Annotated in this window: 22 protein-coding genes and 2 pseudogenes; 12 read left to right on the top strand and 12 right to left on the bottom strand. The window is 69.4% G+C overall.

Translation table 11 applies throughout. The features are described from left to right. The first annotated feature begins 166 nt into the window (after positions 1-166). The 7 genes and pseudogenes from ABT130_RS25440 to ABT130_RS25410 all read left to right on the top strand — a co-directional run bounded on the left by ABT130_RS25440 (position 167) and on the right by ABT130_RS25410 (position 4,828). Complete coding sequence (locus ABT130_RS25440; protein ID WP_350959232.1) at positions 167-523, top strand: ArsR/SmtB family transcription factor; 357 nt, start codon at positions 167-169, stop codon at positions 521-523. Continuing rightward, complete coding sequence (locus ABT130_RS25435; protein ID WP_350959229.1) at positions 513-1,802, top strand: GNAT family N-acetyltransferase; 1,290 nt, start codon at positions 513-515, stop codon at positions 1,800-1,802. The genes ABT130_RS25440 and ABT130_RS25435 overlap by 11 nt, the downstream gene beginning before the upstream one ends. Positions 1,803-1,844: 42 nt before the next feature. After that, the gene (locus ABT130_RS25430) at positions 1,845-2,150 is read left to right on the top strand and encodes a thioredoxin family protein (protein WP_350959226.1); all 306 of its coding nucleotides are present in this window, start codon (positions 1,845-1,847) and stop codon (positions 2,148-2,150) included. A 542-nt stretch (positions 2,151-2,692) separates the two neighbouring features. Next, positions 2,693-2,898: pseudogene (locus ABT130_RS25425) on the top strand (hypothetical protein); the annotation flags it as partial. A 41-nt stretch (positions 2,899-2,939) separates the two neighbouring features. Beyond that, positions 2,940-3,281, top strand: a complete 342-nt coding sequence (locus tag ABT130_RS25420; RefSeq protein WP_350959224.1) for an ArsR/SmtB family transcription factor — start codon at positions 2,940-2,942, stop codon at positions 3,279-3,281. Between the two features lie 22 nt (positions 3,282-3,303). Next, positions 3,304-4,422 carry an ACR3 family arsenite efflux transporter gene (gene arsB, locus ABT130_RS25415; RefSeq protein WP_350959221.1) on the top strand — a complete coding sequence of 373 codons (1,119 nt, stop codon included), beginning with the start codon at positions 3,304-3,306 and terminating at the stop codon, positions 4,420-4,422. After that, positions 4,415-4,828, top strand: a complete 414-nt coding sequence (locus ABT130_RS25410) for an arsenate reductase ArsC (RefSeq protein ID WP_350927101.1) — start codon at positions 4,415-4,417, stop codon at positions 4,826-4,828. Before arsB ends, ABT130_RS25410 begins: the two co-directional genes overlap by 8 nt. Before the next feature lie 91 nt (positions 4,829-4,919). On the opposite strand, the gene ABT130_RS25405 is transcribed toward ABT130_RS25410, so the two are convergent. The 6 genes from ABT130_RS25405 to ABT130_RS25380 form a co-directional block, all read right to left on the bottom strand. Continuing rightward, complete coding sequence (locus tag ABT130_RS25405) at positions 4,920-6,206, bottom strand: M28 family peptidase (protein WP_350959218.1); 1,287 nt, start codon at positions 6,204-6,206, stop codon at positions 4,920-4,922. Positions 6,207-6,760: 554 nt separating this feature from the next. Then, positions 6,761-7,141: an NAD(P)-binding domain-containing protein gene (locus ABT130_RS25400; RefSeq protein WP_350959215.1), complete on the bottom strand. Its 381-nt coding sequence runs from the start codon at positions 7,139-7,141 to the stop codon at positions 6,761-6,763. A 69-nt stretch (positions 7,142-7,210) separates the two neighbouring features. Then, the gene (locus ABT130_RS25395) at positions 7,211-7,558 is read right to left on the bottom strand and encodes an ArsR/SmtB family transcription factor (RefSeq protein WP_350927108.1); all 348 of its coding nucleotides are present in this window, start codon (positions 7,556-7,558) and stop codon (positions 7,211-7,213) included. Between the two features lie 32 nt (positions 7,559-7,590). Then, complete coding sequence (locus tag ABT130_RS25390; RefSeq protein WP_350959212.1) at positions 7,591-8,847, bottom strand: MFS transporter; 1,257 nt, start codon at positions 8,845-8,847, stop codon at positions 7,591-7,593. Then, the gene (locus tag ABT130_RS25385; protein ID WP_350927112.1) at positions 8,844-9,119 is read right to left on the bottom strand and encodes a hypothetical protein; all 276 of its coding nucleotides are present in this window, start codon (positions 9,117-9,119) and stop codon (positions 8,844-8,846) included. The genes ABT130_RS25390 and ABT130_RS25385 overlap by 4 nt, the downstream gene beginning before the upstream one ends. A 50-nt stretch (positions 9,120-9,169) precedes the next feature. Beyond that, positions 9,170-10,573 (bottom strand): FAD-dependent oxidoreductase, encoded by a 1,404-nt coding sequence (locus ABT130_RS25380; protein ID WP_350959209.1) that lies wholly within the window; start codon positions 10,571-10,573, stop codon positions 9,170-9,172. An 839-nt stretch (positions 10,574-11,412) separates the two neighbouring features. Here ABT130_RS25380 and ABT130_RS25375 point away from each other — a divergent pair. From ABT130_RS25375 to ABT130_RS25360, 4 genes are all read left to right on the top strand, one after another. Further along, positions 11,413-11,799, top strand: a complete 387-nt coding sequence (locus ABT130_RS25375; protein WP_350959206.1) for an ArsR/SmtB family transcription factor — start codon at positions 11,413-11,415, stop codon at positions 11,797-11,799. Next, positions 11,799-12,698, top strand: a complete 900-nt coding sequence (locus ABT130_RS25370; protein WP_350959203.1) for a cation diffusion facilitator family transporter — start codon at positions 11,799-11,801, stop codon at positions 12,696-12,698. The genes ABT130_RS25375 and ABT130_RS25370 overlap by 1 nt, the downstream gene beginning before the upstream one ends. A 175-nt stretch (positions 12,699-12,873) precedes the next feature. Then, entirely contained in the window at positions 12,874-13,107 is a 234-nt protein-coding gene (locus ABT130_RS25365; protein WP_350959201.1) for a hypothetical protein, read from the top strand. A gap of 225 nt (positions 13,108-13,332) precedes the next feature. Beyond that, positions 13,333-14,040: a copper resistance CopC family protein gene (locus tag ABT130_RS25360; protein ID WP_350959323.1), complete on the top strand. Its 708-nt coding sequence runs from the start codon at positions 13,333-13,335 to the stop codon at positions 14,038-14,040. A 7-nt stretch (positions 14,041-14,047) separates the two neighbouring features. Here the strand turns inward: ABT130_RS25360 and ABT130_RS25355 are convergent, their stop codons facing one another. From ABT130_RS25355 to ABT130_RS25330, 6 genes and pseudogenes are all read right to left on the bottom strand, one after another. Next, positions 14,048-14,689 carry a vitamin K epoxide reductase family protein gene (locus ABT130_RS25355; RefSeq protein ID WP_350959198.1) on the bottom strand — a complete coding sequence of 214 codons (642 nt, stop codon included), beginning with the start codon at positions 14,687-14,689 and terminating at the stop codon, positions 14,048-14,050. Next, positions 14,686-15,360 carry a DsbA family protein gene (locus ABT130_RS25350; RefSeq protein WP_350959195.1) on the bottom strand — a complete coding sequence of 225 codons (675 nt, stop codon included), beginning with the start codon at positions 15,358-15,360 and terminating at the stop codon, positions 14,686-14,688. The genes ABT130_RS25355 and ABT130_RS25350 overlap by 4 nt, the downstream gene beginning before the upstream one ends. Before the next feature lie 597 nt (positions 15,361-15,957). Further along, a complete protein-coding gene (locus ABT130_RS25345; RefSeq protein ID WP_350959192.1) occupies positions 15,958-16,542 on the bottom strand; it encodes a DUF305 domain-containing protein in 585 nt (194 codons plus the stop codon). Between the two features lie 56 nt (positions 16,543-16,598). After that, positions 16,599-17,210: a thioredoxin-like domain-containing protein gene (locus ABT130_RS25340; RefSeq protein WP_350959190.1), complete on the bottom strand. Its 612-nt coding sequence runs from the start codon at positions 17,208-17,210 to the stop codon at positions 16,599-16,601. Between the two features lie 88 nt (positions 17,211-17,298). Then, positions 17,299-17,649: pseudogene (locus tag ABT130_RS25335) on the bottom strand (cation diffusion facilitator family transporter); the annotation flags it as partial. Between the two features lie 252 nt (positions 17,650-17,901). Continuing rightward, positions 17,902-18,303, bottom strand: coding sequence for a MerR family transcriptional regulator (locus ABT130_RS25330; RefSeq protein ID WP_350959188.1), 402 nt, complete (start codon positions 18,301-18,303; stop codon positions 17,902-17,904). A gap of 138 nt (positions 18,304-18,441) precedes the next feature. Between ABT130_RS25330 and ABT130_RS25325 the strand changes: the two genes are divergently transcribed. Next, positions 18,442-18,962 (top strand): SDR family NAD(P)-dependent oxidoreductase (locus tag ABT130_RS25325; protein ID WP_350959185.1); only part of this gene is annotated, 521 nt, incomplete at its 3' end.

The raw sequence follows: 18,962 nt of genomic DNA, 5'->3' as shown, positions 1-18,962 counted from the left end.
TGCCTGTCGAGAAACCTTCTAATCCCGACACCCATCACGCGAACCCAATGGCGCCGTCAGACCTGCCTGGCGGCTGGGGACGCGTTCGGGAGCGGAGGGCCATCATCGGGACCTCGGCGTCGGCCTCGTTGCCAGGCAGGCATTCATCGATTATCGTCGATTTTCGATGAATGAGAAGCTGGAGCCGCTGGAGCGCGAGGCGGCCAAGGAGTACGCGAGCTGGTTCAGGGCGCTGGCCGACGGCACCCGCATCCAGATCGTGTCGCTGCTGGCCCGGCGGCGCGAGCCGATGACCGTGAGCGAGATCGTCGCCGCCTGCGGGGTGGGCCAGTCGACGGTGTCGCACCACCTGAAGATCCTGTCCGAGGTGCGGTTCGTGCTGGTGGAGCGGCACGGCACCTCCGGCCTGTACCGGATCAACGAAGAGTGCGTGCGGTGCTTTCCCACCGCTGCCGACGTGGTGATGGGCAACCCTGTCCCGGCCACCTCCACCTGCGACCGAGGAGCACGCCATGGCACATGAGGAGGTCGTCGAGCGCTACTCCGGTCTGGCCCGCGCGGCGCTGGCCGGTGAGAGCGTCGTGGACTGCGCTCCCGATGCGTTCGCCGACGGCTGCTTCGGCGCGGCCGGCTACGACGACACCGCGGGACTGCCCGAGGGCGCGCTGCGCGCCAGCCTCGGCTGCGGCAACCCGGTCGCCGTCGCCGAGCTACGCACGGGCGAGACCGTGCTCGACCTCGGCTCCGGGGGCGGCATCGATGTGTTGCTGTCGGCGCGCCGCATCGGCCCGTACGGAAAGGCCTATGGCCTGGACGCCAGCGCCGACATGGTGGAACTCGCCCGGCGCAACGCCGCGGAGGCGGGTGTGGCGAACACCGAGTTCGTGTGCGGCACGATCGAGGCGATCCCGCTGGCGGATCACGCGGTCGACGTCGTCATCTCCAACTGCGTGATCAACCTCTCCAGCGACAAGGCGGCCGTGCTGGCTGAGACCTTCCGGGTTCTGCGGCCCGGCGGCCGCCTGGGCATCAGTGACGTCGTCACCGACAGTGCGACCGGCGGAGCCGCCGAGGCGCAGCGACGCGTGGCCACCGAGCAGCGGGTGGGCTGTATCGCCGGATCCCTCACCATCGTCGAATACCGGGCCCTGCTGGCGGCGACCGGGTTCGTGGCCACCTCGATCACGCTGACGGCCGATCACGGCGACGGAGTGCACTCGGCCATCATCCAGGCCGTCAAGCCCGCGATCTCGCCAGGGCTGGAGATCCGGCCGATGCGTGAGACCGACGCCGAGCAGGTGCTGGCCATCTACCAGGCGGGGCTGGAGGGCGGCCAAGCCAGCTTCGAGACGCTCGCACCCAGCTGGGAGGGCTTCACCGAGGGTAAGTTGACGCACCCGCGCTATGTCGCCGTCGACACCGACACAGGTGAGGTCGTCGGCTGGGTGGCCGCCTCACCGGTCTCGGCCAGGGCGGTGTACGCCGGAGTCGTCGAGCACAGCCTCTACGTCCACCCCGACTGCCAGGCCCGCGGCATCGGCCGGGCCCTGCTGGCCGCGTTCATCGCCGGGTCACAGGACGCCGGAATCTGGACAATCCAGGCAGGAATCTTCCCGCAGAACGCGCCCAGCCTGTCTCTGCACCAGGCGCTCGGCTTCCGCGTCATCGGTACCCGCGAGCGTGTCGGCCACCACCACGGCGTGTGGCGCGACGTGATCCTCCTGGAGCGGCGCAGCGCGGTCATCGGGCTCGAGGCAGGGGCGCCGTCAAGATACGTCGCACCAGGGACGAAGTACCCGTAGAGGAACTCCGCAGGATTACTACACTGCTGCGAAGGGCGGCTGATGATGGAGTTGACGGTGCTGGTGGTGCCGGACTGTCCGAACGCGTCGGTGCTGGATGAGCGGCTGGCTGAGGTGCTGGCCGATCGCCGGTGGGTATCGGTGATGCGGCGAGTGATCGACGACGACGAGCAGGCGGCCCGGTGGGGGATGCGCGGGTCGCCGACGCTGCTGATCGACGGTGTCGACCCGTTCGCCGATCCGGGGGTGCCGGCCAGCGTGTCGTGCCGGATGTATCGGGATGAGGATGGCCGCCTGGAGGGAGCGCCGTCGGTAGCCGCTCTGCGCCGCGCCCTGGACCAGGCGTAGGTCAGCTGGGTTCGCTGGTCGACTTGGCGCCGTGGTCACGCAGCCAGGTGAGCGGGTCATCTGCGCCGGTGCGGTGGGCGGCATCCAGCGGGGGCGGCTGGTCGTGGCCGACCCGGTTAACGTCGCCGCCGCGTCGTAGGAAGAACTCTGCCGCTTGGCACTGGCCGCCGTGGCAGGCTGACCACAGGCCGTGGGTGACGGGTCGGCGGCGAAATAGTCGGCGATCCGGTCCATCAGATTGAGCGTGGCAGCTTCCCAGAGCAGCGTGCGGGCACCGTGTTCGATCAATCGGCGCGCGACGTTCCATTGTGCGAACGCGCGCGCGTCCGAGATCGCCGTACCACCACCGATCATCGCCCCGTCGGCTTCGAGGTCGGCGCCGGCGTCCAAGAGTGCATCCAGGATCGGCGCGTCGTCGCTGCTGGCCGTCCAGTGCCCTGATTGCTTCGCCCTTCTCCGCGACAGGCCAGATCACATCGACTGTTCACCAGTTGTTCGTCTCTGCTGATATCGATATATGCCAATATCGGCTTCTGTCATGGACCGGGGAGATTGTCCGCGCTGCCGACGTGCTGGTCACCATGGGCCGGACGCCTGCCCGGTCTTTCCCGGCAAGCGCTACCTGGACTGGGAGTTGCCCGACCCGGACGGCAAGAGCGTCGCGGAAGTGCGGCCGATCCTCGACCTGCCCGGCGCCCGGAAAGGCGGCACCTCCGTATCGTGCCCTAATAGACATATGTCAATATAGATGTTGGTCGACTTCGATGGATCTCTATACGGGAGGGTTCGATGGAGCCGCTGGAGCTTTTGGAGTGCAGCTCGCCGCTGACGCGCGAGCCGCTCAGCGCCGAGCAGGGCGCCGCCGTGGCGCGGGTGTTCAAGGCACTGGGAGATCCGGTACGGCTGCGCATCGTGTCGATCGTGGCCAGCCATGCCGGCGGCGAGGTGTGCGTGTGCGACCTGACCGGCGCCTTCGAGCTGTCACAGCCGACCATCAGTCACCACCTGAAGGTCCTGAAAGAGGTCGGGCTGCTGGTCTCCGAGCGCCGGGCCTCGTGGGTGTACTACCGGCTGGTCCCCGAGACCCTGGCCGAGCTGTCGGCCCTGATCAACGTTCCCGCCACGGCCTGAGCGCGACCACGGAAGGAAATCCATGTCCTCACCATCCACCCGAGCCTCGGTCTCCGCCCCTGTGGGGCAGCCGGGCGTGATCGGCGCCCTGTCGACGCTGGATCGCCTCCTGCCGGTGTGGATCGGGCTGGCGATGGCCGCGGGTCTGCTGCTCGGCCGCTTGGTGCCCGGTCTGAACTCCGCGCTGGAGGCGGTGAAGATCGGTGAGATCTCGCTGCCGATCGCGCTGGGTCTGCTGCTGATGATGTACCCGGTGTTGGCCAAGGTCCGCTACGACCGCCTGGGCGCCGTCACCGGCGACCGGCGGCTGCTCGTCGCCTCGCTGGTGCTGAACTGGGTCCTCGGCCCGGCGCTGATGTTCGCGCTGGCCTGGCTGCTCCTGCCCGACCTGCCCGAGTACCGCACCGGCCTGATCATCGTCGGCCTGGCCCGCTGCATCGCCATGGTGCTGATCTGGAACGACCTGGCCTGCGGCGACCGTGAGGCCGCCGCCGTGCTGGTCGCGATCAACTCGATCTTCCAGGTGGTGGCCTTCGCCGCGCTCGGCTGGTTCTACCTGCAGGTGCTGCCCAGCTGGCTGGGCCTGGGCGAAGGCACCGCGCTGGCGGTCTCGGCCTGGGACATCGCCTGGTACGTGCTGATCTTCCTCGGTATCCCGCTGGTGGCGGGCTACCTGTCGCGCAGGCTGGGCGAGCGTGCCCGGGGCCGCGAATGGTACGAGGAGCGCTTCCTGCCGAAGATAGGGCCGATCGCGTTGTACGGGCTGCTGTTCACCATCGTCATCCTGTTCGCCCTGCAAGGTGACACGATCACTTCCCAACCCGGAGACGTGGCGCGCATCGCGGTACCGCTGCTGGCCTACTTCGCCCTCATGTGGGGTGGCTCCTTCCTGGCCGGCCGGGCGATCGGCCTGACCTACGAGCGCACCACGACGCTCGCCTTCACCGCGGCGGGCAACAACTTCGAGCTGGCCATCGCGGTCGCGGTCGGCGTCTTCGGGGTCACCTCCGGCCAGGCCCTGGCCGGGGTGGTCGGCCCGCTGATCGAGGTGCCCGTCCTGGTCGCCCTGGTCTACGTCAGCCTGGCCGGCCGCCGCCTGTTCTCCACCGCCCCCGCATCAAAAGGATCAGTCCATGCCTGACACAGCTGATACGCCCCAGGTCCTGTTCGTCTGCGTGCACAACGCCGGCCGATCCCAGATGGCCGCCGGCTGGCTCACCCATCTGGCAGGCGATCGGATCGAGGTCCGCTCGGCCGGGTCGCAGCCCGCAGAGACGATCAATCCGGTCGCGGTGCGGGCGATGGCCGAGGTCGGCATCGACATCGCCGCTGAGCAGCCCAAGGTGCTGACCGTCGAAGCCGTGCGGGTCTGCGATGTGGTCATCACCATGGGCTGCGGGGACACCTGCCCGTTCTTCCCCGGCAAGCGGTACGAGGACTGGAAGCTCGACGACCCCTCCGGCCGGGACATCGAGGCCGTCAGGAGCATCCGCGACGAGATCCGAGCCCGTGTCGAAAACCTGATCGCCGATCTCGACGCCCGGTGACCCGGCCTGGGCGGCCTGAGCCGGGCCCGTGGCCCAGAACGCCTGGACCGCAGGCCCACGCCGAGGGTCCTGGTCCGACAAGGCGCCCCGCTCAGGGGCGCTGCGTGCCGGCCAGCAGCCAGACGGCGGAGATGAGCAGGCGGGCGGCGGCCACCAGGGTGGCCGGCTCGACGCGGTCGGGGGTCTCGGCGGGGGGCTGGTAGCCGGGCATGCCCATGCCGATGCCGATCGCGGCCAGCCCCGCCGCGGCGTAGCGGCGGTTGTCCGAGGCCATCGCCCCGGCCCGCAGTGCCACCCCGATACGGCGCCCGGCCTGGTCCAAGACGGCCAGCAGGGCATGGGCCGGGCCGCCCGCCTCGACCGCGGCCGCCTGGTGCAGTTGCGCGGCCCCGTCCAGGTTGATGACCTGGGTGCCCGGCGCCACAGCGGGGGCATGGTGGGCCGAACCCCAGGCGCCGACCTCTTCGGCGTCCAGGAAGGACACCCTCAGATCCACCGGCACGGTCAAGGTGGTGGCGAGGACACGGGCGGCTTCCAGGATCGCGGCCACCCCGGAGGCGTTGTCGGCCGCGGCGGGCAGGCGACGGCCCGGGTCGTCGCCCACTCCGTCGAAGTGCGCCGTCAGCAGCACCCGCGGCCCACCCGCCGTCCCTTCCCCTGCCCCCTCATCCGGCACGTCCGGCCCGATCGGCAGGTGGCCGTGAACGTTGACACCGCCAACACCGACCGCGCGCAGCGGTGCCGACGCGGTCACGGTCACTTCCCCCCCGGCGAGGGCATCGGCCAGCTGCCGGTGCAGGTCGGTGCGTACTCCGATGACCGCCACCGCATGCCGGGCGGGCCCGGCGATCATTTTGGGCATCCACCCGTCGTCGTCGGTGTTTCGGGCCGTCAGCACGCCGAGGGCGCCGTCGGCTTCGGCGCGCCGGCAGGTCTGCGCCCATTCGCTGGCCGGAGCCAGCACCCAGCGCCCGCCAAGATCCGCCGTGCCCGCGTCCGCCAGCGGCGCCGAGCGCGGATCGGGCAGTTCGGCCGAGGCCAGGTGCTCGACGAAATCGCGGCGATGCTCCAACCGCCGGGTTGCCCGGCCGGCGCTCCACTGCAACACCGGTGTGCGATACAGCTCTCGCACTTCGGCGACATCGAACGGGTCAAGCCGAACATCGGCGCCCAGCGTGCGTAACCGGTCGGCGAGCCAGGTGGCCGCGGCGTGGCCGCCGGGGGTGCCCACCCGGCGGCCCGCGTAGCGGTCGGCGGCCAACTCCGCGACGCAGTCGAGCATCCGCCGCGCGCTCACCTGTTCCAGGGCGGCCGCCAGGCCGGGGGCCTTGGCCGCCTCTGGTGGCACAGGCGGGGAGACGGGGGTCGGGGAGCTCATCCGCAGCATCCACCGGAAGTGTTACCGGCGGCGGCCGGTGCCTGGCCGCAGCCCTCGGTCTGGGTGGTCTGCTCGGCCTCGGTCGTACCTCCGCAACACGACACGGCCACGGAAACGGCGTCGTTGGATGCGCTGGGAGCGGGGCCTCCACAGCATCCTCCGGCTGCGGGCGGGGTGAAGGCTTCCTGCAGGTTCCCGATGAATCCACCGGTGCTCTCGCTTGCCATGGCGTGCCCCTTTCGGGTCGGTGGCGCACGCTCTTACGCCACACCGACCTCGCTTGGATTTGACAGATATCTAAGTAGGGTCAGCGTTCCACTTTGATTAGAGGAATGTCAAGTTAGAAGGATTTCTAATCAAAATGGTGAGACGTGCTCTCGGCCCAGGTGGCGTTCTCCCCGCGCTTGGACGCCGCTCACCGTGAACGATCGCGCCCCCGCATCTCAGCACAAGGAGCGGGCGTCAGGACCCGAGCTGCTGCAGGACTTCGGCGACACAGGTTTTAGCGGTGCGGGCGGCGCCGATCAAAGTGGCCGAGGCGGGCGCAGGGTGGCCTAGGTGGTGCTCGCGACAGTGGAGACCTCGGCGAGGATCTGTGCGGCGGAGTTGGCGCCGCCCACGATAACCACACGCTCACCGCGCAAGGGCTCGGGTCCGGTGTGGCCGGCGGTGTGCAGTTGCCGGCCCTCGAAGTCGCCGATGCCCGGGTAGTGCGGGATGAACGGCCGCCACCAGGTGCCGGTCGCGCTGATCACGATTCGTGCCTGCCAGGTACCGGCGTCGGCCTGGACCGTCAGATGGTCCTCATCCCGCCGTCCGCCCCGTACGCGCACGGGGCGGACGATCGGTAACCGGTAGCGCTGCTCGTAGTCGGCCAGGTAGGCGACGGTGTCGGCCGCGCTCGGAGAGGCCCCGCCTGCTGGCGCGGGCATCATCCGGCCCGGCAGTGAACTGTACGTCGATCCGCCGCGGCGAAGGCGATGGTGCCGTCGCCTCGGTCGGGCTCACGCGTTCGTGGGCTCGGCCAGCGGGGTGAACAGCGCGCTCAGCCGGGCCACCGCCGAGGGGACGATCCAGTAGTAGACCCAGGTGCCGCGCCGCTCACTGTCGATCAGCCCGGCCAGCCGCAGAGTCTTGAGATGGTGGGAGATGGTGGGGGCGCTCAGGTCGAAGGCGCCGGTCAGGTCACACACGCACGCCTCACCGCCGGGGTGGGAGCCGATCATCGACAGCAGCCGCAACCGGACGGGGTCGGCGACCGCCTTGAGCGCCGCCGCGAGTTCGGCCGCGTCGGCTGGTGAGATGGGTTCGCGGGCGATCGGAGCACAGCACTGGGTGGTGGCGGCGGTCATACAGCAACCCCTTAATTTGACATTTGTCTAAATCATACGCGGTGGTAGGCGACCAGCGCGAACGCGGCGATCGCGCAGGCCAGCGCAACGGTTGCCATCACCCACTGGTAGCCGACCGCCTGGGCCAGCGCGACCGCGCCCAGCGGCGCCAGGGCTTTGTCGGCGACGGAGAAGGCGGCGATGCGGCCTGACAGCGAGGCATAAGCGCTGCTGCCGTAGCGCTGCAGGAGCAGGTGCGGCAGGGTGATGGAGGCGATGCCGAAGCCAAGCCCAAATCCGAGCACGCAGCCGATGGCGCCCGGCACCGTGTGCCCGGCCGGCGGAAGCAGCGCGGCGGCGACGCCCTGCAGGGCGAAGATCGCGGCGGCGATGAGGGCGGCGGGCAGGCGGTGTTGCAGGCCGGTGGTGAGCAGGCGGCCGGTCACCGACAAAACCCCCAGCAGTCCGGCCAGTGTGGCGGCCAGGACGGGGGAGTGCCCCAGATGGATGAGGTAGGTGATGAGCAGGACGGACATCACCGCTGCCGCGCCGCCGTTGGCGGTGAAGGCGATCACCAGCAGCCAGAACGGCCGCGCCCGGGTGGCGGTCTTGACGACCTGAGCCCGCTCGTGGGTCGTGGCCGGCCGATGTCCGGCGAGGGCGGGGCGGCGCACGACGAACGCGTGCAACGGGATCGCCGCTACTCCGTAGATCACGGCCAGGACCACCAGGGCGGTGCGCCAGCCGTAGGAGTCGACCAGCAGGCCGGTCAGCGGCAGGAAGATGGTGGAGGCGAACCCGGCGACGACGGTGAGCGCGAGCAGGGCGTTGGCTCGGCCGTGGCCGTGGCCGTGGGTGGGGCCGTCGAACCAGCTGACGATGACGGCGAAGGCGCTTTCGTACAACACCATCGCGCACGCGATGCCGATCGCGGCGAAGGCCGCGTACAGCTGGGGCAGGTTCTCGACCCGCGACCAGGCCAGGACGGCGAGCGTGCCGATGATCGACCCGGCGGTCATCAGGCCCCGGCCGCCGCGGGCGTCCAGCAGGCGGCCGACCAGCGGAGCGCACAGCGCGGCGATCAGGATCGAGCCGGTCAGCGCGGCCGCGATCTGGGCGCCACTGGCGTGCAGGTCGGCTGCCATGGGGGTGAGGAAGACGGAGAAGGCGTAGTAGAGCACGCCGTAGCCGATGGTCTGCGTCACGGCCAGGGCGGCGACGATGCGCCACCCCTGGGCCAAGCGCGGCCGGCCGCCGCCCCCCGGGACAGGGACGGCGGCCTCAGCGGCGGCTTCAGCGGCGGAGCTCACCCGTGCGTCCCGGCGCAGCCGATCAGCCGGCGTCCATCCGCCGTGGTCATCCACAGGGCACTGCAGGGGTCTTCGGCGATGAACCCCTGAGCCTGCAGCCGCCAAGCCAGGGTTCCGGCCGTCCGGGCGATCGCCGGGGCGTAGCCCGGGTTGGTGCTCGACCGGCGGGCGGCCACCAGGTGCTCACCCAGGCGGCGGGTGTCGATGGGCCCGTGCTCACAGATCAGGCGCAGGGCCTCCTTCTGGGCGGCGGTGGGGTATCCCTCAGACATCTGACGCTCCCTGTGTCTGCGGCTTCGGTGCTGGTCGATGGCCGGCGCGTTCAGCCGCAGCAACCGCCACCACCGTCGCTGCCGCCGACGGTGGCCAGCGGGAGCGGGGTGGCGAGCAGGCCGCCGCTGATGCCGGTGGCCAGGCCGACCCGCTGCTCCTGGGCCTCGGCCAGACCGGAGGAGCACACGCCTGTCTCGGGCAGGTCCAGCTGCACGTCATGGGCGGCCTCCCAGTCCCCGGCCAACGCGGCGACGACGGAGCGGACCTGCTCGTATCCGGTGGCCATCAGGAAGGTGGGAGCGCGGCCGTAGCTCTTGACGCCCACCGCGTAGTAGCCGGTCTCGGGGTGGGACAGCTCGTCGACGCCGTGGGCCGGGACGGTGCCGCAGGAGTGCTGGTTGGGGTCGATCAGCGGGGCCAGCGCGCGGGGCGAGCCGAGGATGGGGTCGAGCTCCAGGCGCAGCTCGGAGGCGATGGAGTGGTCGGGCCGGTATCCGGTGGCGACCACGACGCGCTCGACGGTGATGGACTGCTCGGTGCCAGAGGGGTCGCGGCTGAGTACCGTCACCTGGCCGTCGGCCTTGGTGAGGGAGTGGGTGAAGAAACCGGTCAGCAGTTGGATGCGTCCGTCCTTGACCAGGGTGCGCAGGCGGGTGCCGAGGGCGCCACGTGCGGGCAGTGCGTCGGCCTCGCCGCCACCGTAGGCACGTGCCGCGCTGCCCGCCCGGATTGCCCAGGTGACGGGGGTGTCCTGCAACTGGGCCAGAGCCAGCAGAGTGGTGGCCGCCGAATGACCGGCTCCGACCACGAGGGTGTGGCGGCCCTCGTACCTCTCGCGGTCGGCGCCCAGCACGTCGGGCAGCGCGTGGTCGATGAGCGCCGCTGCCTCGGCTTCACCGTAGGCGGGAAGACCATTGGCCCCCAGCACGTTGGGCGTGGTCCAGGTGCCGGAGGCGTCGACGATCGCCCCGGCATGGACCTCGCGGCCGTCGGCCAGGCGGATCAGGAACGGCACCTGCTCGCGGCCGATGGAGCGGACCCGGTCATAGCCCAGGCGGCTGATCGCGGTCACCGCCGCACCGAAGCGCACGTTGGGGGCGATCTCCGGGTGCTTGGCCAGCGGGGCGAGGTAGTCGTCGATCAGCTCGGCGCCGGTCGGCAGCCACTCGGGATCCGGCGCGGCCCAGCCTTCGGCCTGGAGCAGGCGCCGGGCTGCGGCGTCGACGTTGTAGCGCCACGGGCTGAAGGTGCGCACGTGCCCCCATTGGGTGATCGAGGCCCCGACCTGCTGTCCGGCCTCCAAGAGGAGGAAGTTCAGGCCGCGCTCGGCCAGGTGGGCGGCGGCGGCCAGGCCAACCGGGCCCGCACCGATCACCACCACGGGCAGTTCGCCGCCCTCGGACGTGAACGGCTCGATCTCCACGGCCGCCGGGTCGCGCTGTCCATCGCTCATGATCGTCTCTCCTGTGAGTCGCGTGCTGATCGTCAAGGGTGCCGGGGTGGAGGTGAGCCCCGGTCCACCGAGCTCTACCCACCCCTCGACTGATTAGAAGTCTGTCGAAGTAATGCTCAGCCTGCCTCATTGATTTGAGGATTGTCAATATAGATGGGTGCCTAAGTTGTGAGGTACGGATGCCCGGCGGCTCCTGCCGTCTCGGGCTATCGCCTCACTGCGCCTCGTTCGCCGACGGTGAGGGCCTATTCGCAGGGAGAATCCAGCGCACACTCCGCCGGCGGGCGGCACGCCTGCAGGCTTACCTGGAGGTCGCTCGGTGCGCGGCCGATCCGCCCCGCATCCGCCCGGTGGTAGACGGTCTTCCACTTTCGGCGGGAGGCCAACACGCCGCCGTCACGCAGGGTGGCCAGGTGGGTGGTGATGTTGTCCCGGTCTTGTGGACACCTGATCGCTTGGGACGATGTGTCCTGGGAGGAGTTCACAGGTGCCGATGTCACCTCCGCTTGATCGAAGGGTTCTACGCCCCCGCCGGCGTCACTCGACTCCAGGCATGCTCGGCCCCGCCGAATACGAGCGCCGACACGCCCAGCAATCCCGCTACGCTGCCGCACAGCCGCAAATCCCGACCTGCCCACTCAACCGGGCCAACTTCAGTGTGCTCTGATACCGCGCTTTTGGCGGCCGGTGTCTGCCGCACCAGGACGCCGTATCGGGGCACCGGGCGGCGGGCGGCGCCCTGAGCATCGAAGCAGCGAGAAAGTCGGGGTATCAGTTGACAGGCCGCCTCTGGCGGCCGCTAACCTTTATATATGAATAGTTATTCAGATGAGCGATTCGTGGCCGTTGACGGCTGTACCGCCCGGATAGTGGACGCGCCCCGGGTGGCGGCGGTGCGTGAGCGGATGCCCGCCGCGCAGGATCTGACCGACACCGCGGAGGTGTTCGGGTTGCTGGCCGATCCAGGCCGCCTGCGGTTGCTGCTGGCCCTGCTGGAGGGCGAGATGTGCGTGTGCGACCTGGCCGCGGTGAGCGGCCAGAGCGAGTCGGCGGTCTCGCACGCACTGCGGCTGTTGCGGGCGCACCGCATCGTGACGGCCCGCCGGGCCGGTCGGATGGCCTTCTACCGGCTGGAGGACGCGCACGTGCGGATGCTGCTCGACCTTGCGCTCGCCCACACCGAGCACACCCAGGCCATCCACCCCGAACGCGGTGGAACCCGCTGATGGGCACCGGGCACGGCCATGGGCACGCCGGGGGCCGGCACCGGTGGCGACTCGCGGTCTCCTTCGCCCTGATCGGCTCCTACTTCGTGGTCGAGCTGGTCTATGGGTTGATGTCGGGTTCGCTGGCGTTGCTGTCGGATGCCGGGCACATGGCCGCCGACGTGGTGACGCTGGGCGCCGCGCTGGTGGCCACCCGGATCGCCACCCGCCCCGACACCACGGGGCGCCGTAGCTACGGCTCCTACCGCGCGGAGGTGTTCGCCTCCCTGCTGGCCGTGCTGCTGATGCTCGGCGTGGCGGTGTACGTGGTGGCCGAGGCGGTGGGCCGGATCGGCGCCGGCGCCGAGGTCTCCTCCGGGCCGATGCTCATCGTGGGAGCCATCGGCCTGGTCATCAATGTGATCGTGTTGCTGTTGCTGCGTTCGGGCGCGGCTGAGAGCTTGAACGTCAAGGGCGCCTACCTTGAGGTGGTGGCCGACACCGCCGGGTCGGTCGGCGTCATCGTCGCCGGCTGGCTGGTCGCGGCGACCGGCCAGCCGATCTGGGACACGCTGGTCGCGCTGGCCATCGGTGTCTTCGTCGCGGTGCGCGCCATCTCGCTCGGACGGCAGGTGTTCGCGGTCCTGGGCCAGCACGTCCCGGCCGGTATGGACGCCTCCGCCGTTGCCGGTGATCTGGTGGCCGTCGAGGGCGTGCGCGACGTCCACGACCTGCACCTGTGGACGTTGACCTCCGGCATGAACGTGGCCACCGCCCACCTGGTCACCTCAGACGGCGCCGACAGCCACGCCGTCTTGGACCAGGCCCGCGACCTGCTGCGCCGGCGCCACAACGTGGCTCACGCCACCTTGCAGGTCGAACCGGCCGACCACCTGGGCTGCGACGAACTGGGCTGGTGAACACCGTCCACCCCCGTGTGGCCGCAGTCGAGCGGCGGTGGTGGCGGTGACCCCGATGTGAGCGGTCCCGCCCCGGCTCCCTCGCGCCTTCGCGCCTCACCCGAGCGCCCGTCCCCGCTCTCGATCGCTCCACATTCCACTCTTCCTGGGCACCGCATCGCCGAGGGCGGCACAGGTGATCCTCGCCCGGCAGCGCGCCGCGAGTCAGCGCGCCGAGCGGGATGCGGAAGCCGAAAAGGCCCGGTGGAAACAGGCCGATGAGTCGGCACAGGCGGTGCTGGATGCGCCGGTGTCGCCAGTGGAGCGGTGGTCGCCCCCGCCGGAGGGCGACATTGAGCTGGATCCGCACCTGGTGTCGTTGCTTCGGGCCCAGGAGCGGGCACGCCGGGAACGACGCCGACACCGGTGAGAGCAGCCCTGCCGGTGATCGCTGCTGCCCCCGGCATGAGCCTGCCCAGGCTGCGGGGTCTCGATGACATGGCCATTGAGCCCTACCGGTGGGGCGCTCGGCACCTATCTTCGACATAATGTAGAAGTTCCATGTGGTCAGCCTGACGCCTCAAAGGCCGCCTCATGCCCGAGATCGCGTCCGCGCGCTGGTCAGGGGGTTTTCGTCACCACGCTCACCTGGTTGATGCGCAACGAGGTGCACGCCGAGCGGCAGGTCTTCGGCGCAGGCGCGCTGCCCGAGTACATCGATCACCCATGCGCCTGCCGCAGCGCAAGCGGTCACGCCCCACCGAAAGGGAGCCACTTCATGTTCCTGCACAGATCAGCGATCGTTCTTGTCGCTCTCATCGCGGCGCTGTGGCCGATCACGACAGTTCAGGCGCATGACGTGCTGAAGTCCAGCGATCCGGCCAAGGACAACAAAGTCTCCGACGTCAGCGAAGTGACGTTGGAGTTCGAACGAGAGGTGAAGTTCCCGAAGGTGGCGGTGTTGAACGCCGCGGGCGAGCGATTCCAGTCCGGTGAGGCCGACATGCGGGGCAAGAAGGTCATCCAGCAGCTGTCCGGGACGCTTCCGGCGGGTAGGTACACGATCGGTTTCCGGGTGGTCTCCTCCGACGGCCATCCCCGCACCGGCGAGATCCCGTTCACTGTGATCGCCTCTTCGACCCCCACCTCAACTCCGAGTGCGAGTGCGGGTGGCTCGCAGACCGCCGGCACGCCCGCGCCGAGCTCTCCCGCGCTGAGCGCCCGGCCCGCGGAGCCGGCCGTGACCCCGCAGGCCAATGAGAGCGACGGGCCGTCGATGTTCCTGTGGGTGGTCGTCGGCTTCATCGTCGTCATGGCGGTATTCAGCGTCGTCATGAGCAGGCGTCGCCGCCCGGGCCAGTGACCGGATCTCAGATCAGCGTGATCCAGTAGGACCAGAAGCGCTGCAGGACGAGGCCGAGGATGGCGAGCATCCACACCATGAGCACGCTCGTGTGATACCGGGCCGCCGCCGCGGCGGCCCGGTGCGCGCCGCGCGGCAGGGCGATGCGGCCGCTGTGCAGGTTGGCGAGCGTGACGTACCAGAAGATGGGAATCGTCGCGATCCATACGAGCATGCAGTACGGGCACAAGGCGCCGATCACGTACAGGCTCTGGACGATCAACCAGTGCACGAAGACGACGCCGGCCAGGGTGCCCAGCTGCAGGCCATACCAGAACCAGGGCCGCAGGCGGGCTCCGGCCAGCAGAACCGCGCCCACCGTCGTCACGACGCAGAAGGCCGCGACGCCCAGCAGCGGGTTGGGAAAGCCGAAGACGGAGGCCTGGGCGCTCTTCATGACCGATCCGCAGCTGAGGATCGGGTTGATGCTGCAGGTGGGAACGTAGGTGGGATCGGCGGCCAGGTGCAGACGTTCGATCATCAGCAAGAACGCGGCCAGCAGGCCGAGGCCGCCACCGATCGTCAGCACGAACGGCAGCGCCCTGATGATGATGGACGAGGACGAGCCCTCAGCGGTGATCGGGGGCTGGTCGATGGCGGAGGTGGTCACGAGGCGAGCGCCGCGTCGATTTTGGCCTTGAGGTTGTCGTAGCTGGGCGCCTCGGTCAGCTGGGCGCCGTTGAAGAAGATCGTGGGGGTGCCCTGGATGCCGAGGGCCGTTCCGTCGTCCTGGTCTTTCCTCACCCGCTGGGCGGTCGCGGGCGCGGTGAGGTCGGTCGAGAAGGCGGTCATGTCCAGGCCCACCTGCTGGGCCAGGTCGGTGAAGAACGCCTCCTTGGATTCAGAGGCCTCGCCCCACTGCTTTTGGGACTGAAACAGCTTGGCGTGCATGGCCTCGAACTTGCCCTGCTTGGCGGCGGCCTCGGCGACTCGTGCGGCGAGTTCGCCGTTGCGGTGACCCGGCAGCGGGAAGTAGCGCACCACGACGGTGATGCGCCCGTCGTACTCGGCGCGAATGCGCTCCATGTGCGGGAAGGCCGCGCCGCAGGCTTCGCACTCGAAGTCGAGGAATTCCACCAGCGTGACCTTGCCGTCAGCCGCGGTGGACAGTTTGTGGCTGTCCTCGCGCACCAGCAGCTGGGCAGGAGCGCTCTGCGCGCCGGCCGCATCGGCTGCGGGTCTGGTGGATTGCGTTCCGAAGTCACCGAACACGGTGAACGCCGCGATGATCGCCGCCATCACGGCGGCGATGGTGAGGGTTATCTTCAGATTCGTCGTCATGTCCTGCTCCTGGAGGAGGTTTTGCGCGGTACGCGCCCGCTTATCTTCTACCAGATGTAGAAGGTGGGGGTGTCAACGGCGAAGTGAGGACCGTCGGGAAGCCTTTGAAAGGCGCCGCCCGTCGTGGAGGCGCTCGCCGGAGTCGGCCGGCCGGAACCGCGAGAACATCGGACAAGGTGAGCAGGAGGACTACCGCGGTCGCGATCACCCAGCTCAGCGCCGCCCAGGAGGCGGCTCGAATGTAGGGCAGCGCCGTTGGCGACAGCATTGCCTTATCGGAAGGCAGCAGGACGGCGGCGACCAAGGCGCCGGCCGTGGCCGCGGCGAGATCGGCCAGCGGTGACGGCGAAGTCGCCCACGATGTCATAGCCGGCCTCCACTGAGGCCAGAGGAGCGCGCCGATCTGTGGCACCCAGATCGATGACGTCGACCGCCGCCGCGCCGGCGCGCTCCAGGCACGCGGTGATCCTGTGGTCCTGGCCGCGGCCGATTCCCAGAGCGCGTCCGCCGCGCACGCTGTCGTGCAGCCCGATCAACGCCGCGGAGGTGTGAAAGGCTCGCATCCTTCGTCGCAGGGCGCCGTTGACCAGCGCTCCTTCAGCCAGCCGGGAGTACATCGGCGGCGCCCAGGGTGGTGAGCATGCGCTTCATCAGGTCGATCTCACTGCTCTGGGCAGCCACGAGGGAGATGGCCAGGCGCCGGACCTGCGGCTGACCGGTGGCGTTCAGCGCGGCCTGCGCCATCTGCACGCCGCCTTGATGATGGGGGATCATCAGGCGAAGAAACAGCACGTCGGCCTCGCGCCCGGCGGCTTGTTCCAGCTGCTTGATCTGCGCGGCGGTGGCCATTCCCGGCATGGAGGTCATGCTCCGCGTCGTGCCGGTCGTGGAGTGGTGTGCTCGGCGCATCCAGGCCATCGGCGCATCCAGGGATGCCTGGGGCAGGTCCCACAGCTGCAGCCAGGCGTACATCTGGCCGATCTGCTGCTGCTGGCTGAGCGCGATGTCGTAGGCGAGCATCCGGATCTCGGCATCCGTGCTGCGATCTCGGACGATCATCGACATCCGTACGGCCTGGGCGTGATGGGCCTGCATGTCCCGGGCGAAACCGGCCTCCACCGAGTCGTCGGCAGGCGGCCGGGGATACAGGACGCCGAGGCCGGCGCCGATCAGCGCGATCACCAGGACCGTCGCTGCGGCGAGGGCGAAGTGCCGCCGGCGCCGGAAGGGGAGCCGGATCATGTGTAGGGCTCTCCGATGCCGCCAGAACAGGACGCGCCGGGCTCGGGAGTGGCCGGGCCCTGGACGTGGGCACGCAGGAACGCCGGCAGCCGCGGGTCCTCGACCCCCTTCAGCTTCAACTGCTTGGCCCAGGCGCTGGCCACCACCGGAGCCGACAGATTCGGATAAGGCGAGACGATGATGTAGTCGCGGCCCCGGGCCAGATCGAGCAACTTCTCCACCTGCTCCATGGGCAGATCGGGCCGATAGGTGATCCACACCGCTCCGTGCTCCTGGGAGTGCACCACGTTCTCGGCGCGCAGCGGCTGGCTGTAGAGGCCGCAGTTTTGCCAGGCGGGGTCGTGATTGCCGCCGACCGGCGGGCTTTGCGGGTACTTCACCGGATCCTTGGTGTGCTCGCGCTGGGGGATGGCGACGGTCTGCACCGCCTCCAGTGACGTTCGGGCGCGTTCCTTGAGGATCAGCACGGTGGCCGCCGTGACCACCGCGCCGATCGCCACCACCGCCGCGCCGGCGACGGCGATCGTGCGCAGGCGCTCAGCCCGGCGTTGCTGGGCCTGCAGGGTGGAAAGTCGTTCCTTGATCGTTGCACGCGTGTCGTCACTCATCAGGCTCTCTGGTTTCTACATGGCGTAGAAGTTCTACATCATGTCGGATATGAGAGCCATAAGGAGCGGGTACTTCACCGTCTCGGCGGTGCCGTGCGCCTTCGTGATCGGTGTGACCGGCGGGCTCCGGTTGCAGCGTGGAGTGCTCGACGTCGAAGTGACCGGCCAGGCACTCGTGCAGCCGGTCCAGCACCTGACCGAAGGAGCCGTCCACCGGGGCGCCACCCTCCATCACAACGTGGGCGGACATGACCGGAAGCCCTGAGGTGATGCTCCAGGCGTGCAGGTCGTGGACGTCGATGACGCCCGGCGTCTCCAGCAGGTGCCTGCGGACCTCCTCCAGGTCGACGCCCCTGGGAACCGCCTCCAGCAGGATGTCCGCGGCCTCGCACAGCAGGCTCCAGGCGCGCGGCACGATCAGCAGAGCGATGACAATCGAGGTTCCGAGATCACCAGCGGAGCCAGGTGGGTCCACGCTTCTTAGGCCGGCGAAACGGCTTGGTCATGGCAACACCCCTTGGGGTCAGGTGTTGCGACCACCTTTAGAACCCAAGCTGTCCGAGTGGGGCCAGTTCAAGCCGTCATAACCACCAAAGTCTCCTTCCTGCTCATCGATCTGCCCGCAGGCAGCGGGGTTACCGAGAACGAGGTCAGCGGCAGCCCAGTGCGAACCGCCTCGCGTTGCGCGCGGTCAGACCGATGCCGTGTCCCTGACGGCCGGCTGCTCGCGCGATGACGGGCAGTGCTCCGGATCCGGGCGCACGGCGAGCTCGATCACCTGATCCAGCTTCCGCCCCGCCTCTTCGAGTTCGGCGATGCTTGTGGTGATGCGAGCGCGTTCGGCGCGCAGGCTCTCGACCATCTCGGGTTCCGCGTGCCCGGCGTCGACGCAGGGCAGGATGGTCGCGATCGTGCGGCTGCCGAGCCCGGCGGCGTAGAAGTGCTGGATGAGCCGCACTCGGTCCACCGCCGAATCCGCGTAGATCCGCTGGCCGCTCGGCGTGCGCTCGGATCTGAGGATGCCCTGCTCCTCGTAGTAGCGGAGCGCTCGCGTGCTCACCTTCGACCTGCCGGCCAGTTCCCCGATTCGCATGGTGTGCATCCTCCGGTTCGCGTCGGCCGCCGGCATCCGTCGCCGCGCCCGATTTGCCTTTGACGTCAACGTGAGGTCTTAGCGTAACCGCCAGAGAGCGGGTGCGACCGCGTCCGCACCGAAGCGAAGGGAACCCCCATGGATGTCACCGACTCGATCGCACTGGTCACCGGAGCCAATCGCGGCATCGGCCGCCGCTTCGTCGACGAACTGCTCGCGCGCGGGGCCGCGAAGGTCTACGCCACGGCTCGTCGCCCCGGGCTGATCGAGGTGTCCGACCCGCGGGTCGAGGTGCTGCGCCTGGACCTCCTCGATGCGCGGTCGGTGACGGATGCGGCTGCCGCAGCCCCCGATGTCACCCTGCTCGTCAACAATGCCGGCGTCGCGACTCGTGCGAACCTCCTGACCGGCGACCTCGACACGATCCGGCTCGAGCTCGACACGCACGTGTTCGGAACCCTCGGCGTGATCCGCGCGTTCGCGCCGGTTCTCGCGTCGAACGGCGGGGGGGCGATCGTGAATATCCTGTCGGTGCTGTCGTGGTTCGCCTCCGGCGGATCGAGCGCCTATGCCGTGGCCAAGGCCGCGGAGTGGAACATGACCAACGCCCTGCGCATCGAGCTCGCCGGCCAGAAGACCCTGGTGCAGGGGGTGCATCT

Origin of the sequence: Streptosporangium sp. NPDC001681 (assembly GCF_040298085.1) — a bacterium.
In the GTDB taxonomy this organism is placed as follows: domain Bacteria; phylum Actinomycetota; class Actinomycetes; order Streptosporangiales; family Streptosporangiaceae; genus Streptosporangium.
The sequence above is the reverse complement of the archived record's forward strand: the minus strand, read 5'-3'. Positions and strand labels throughout refer to the sequence as shown.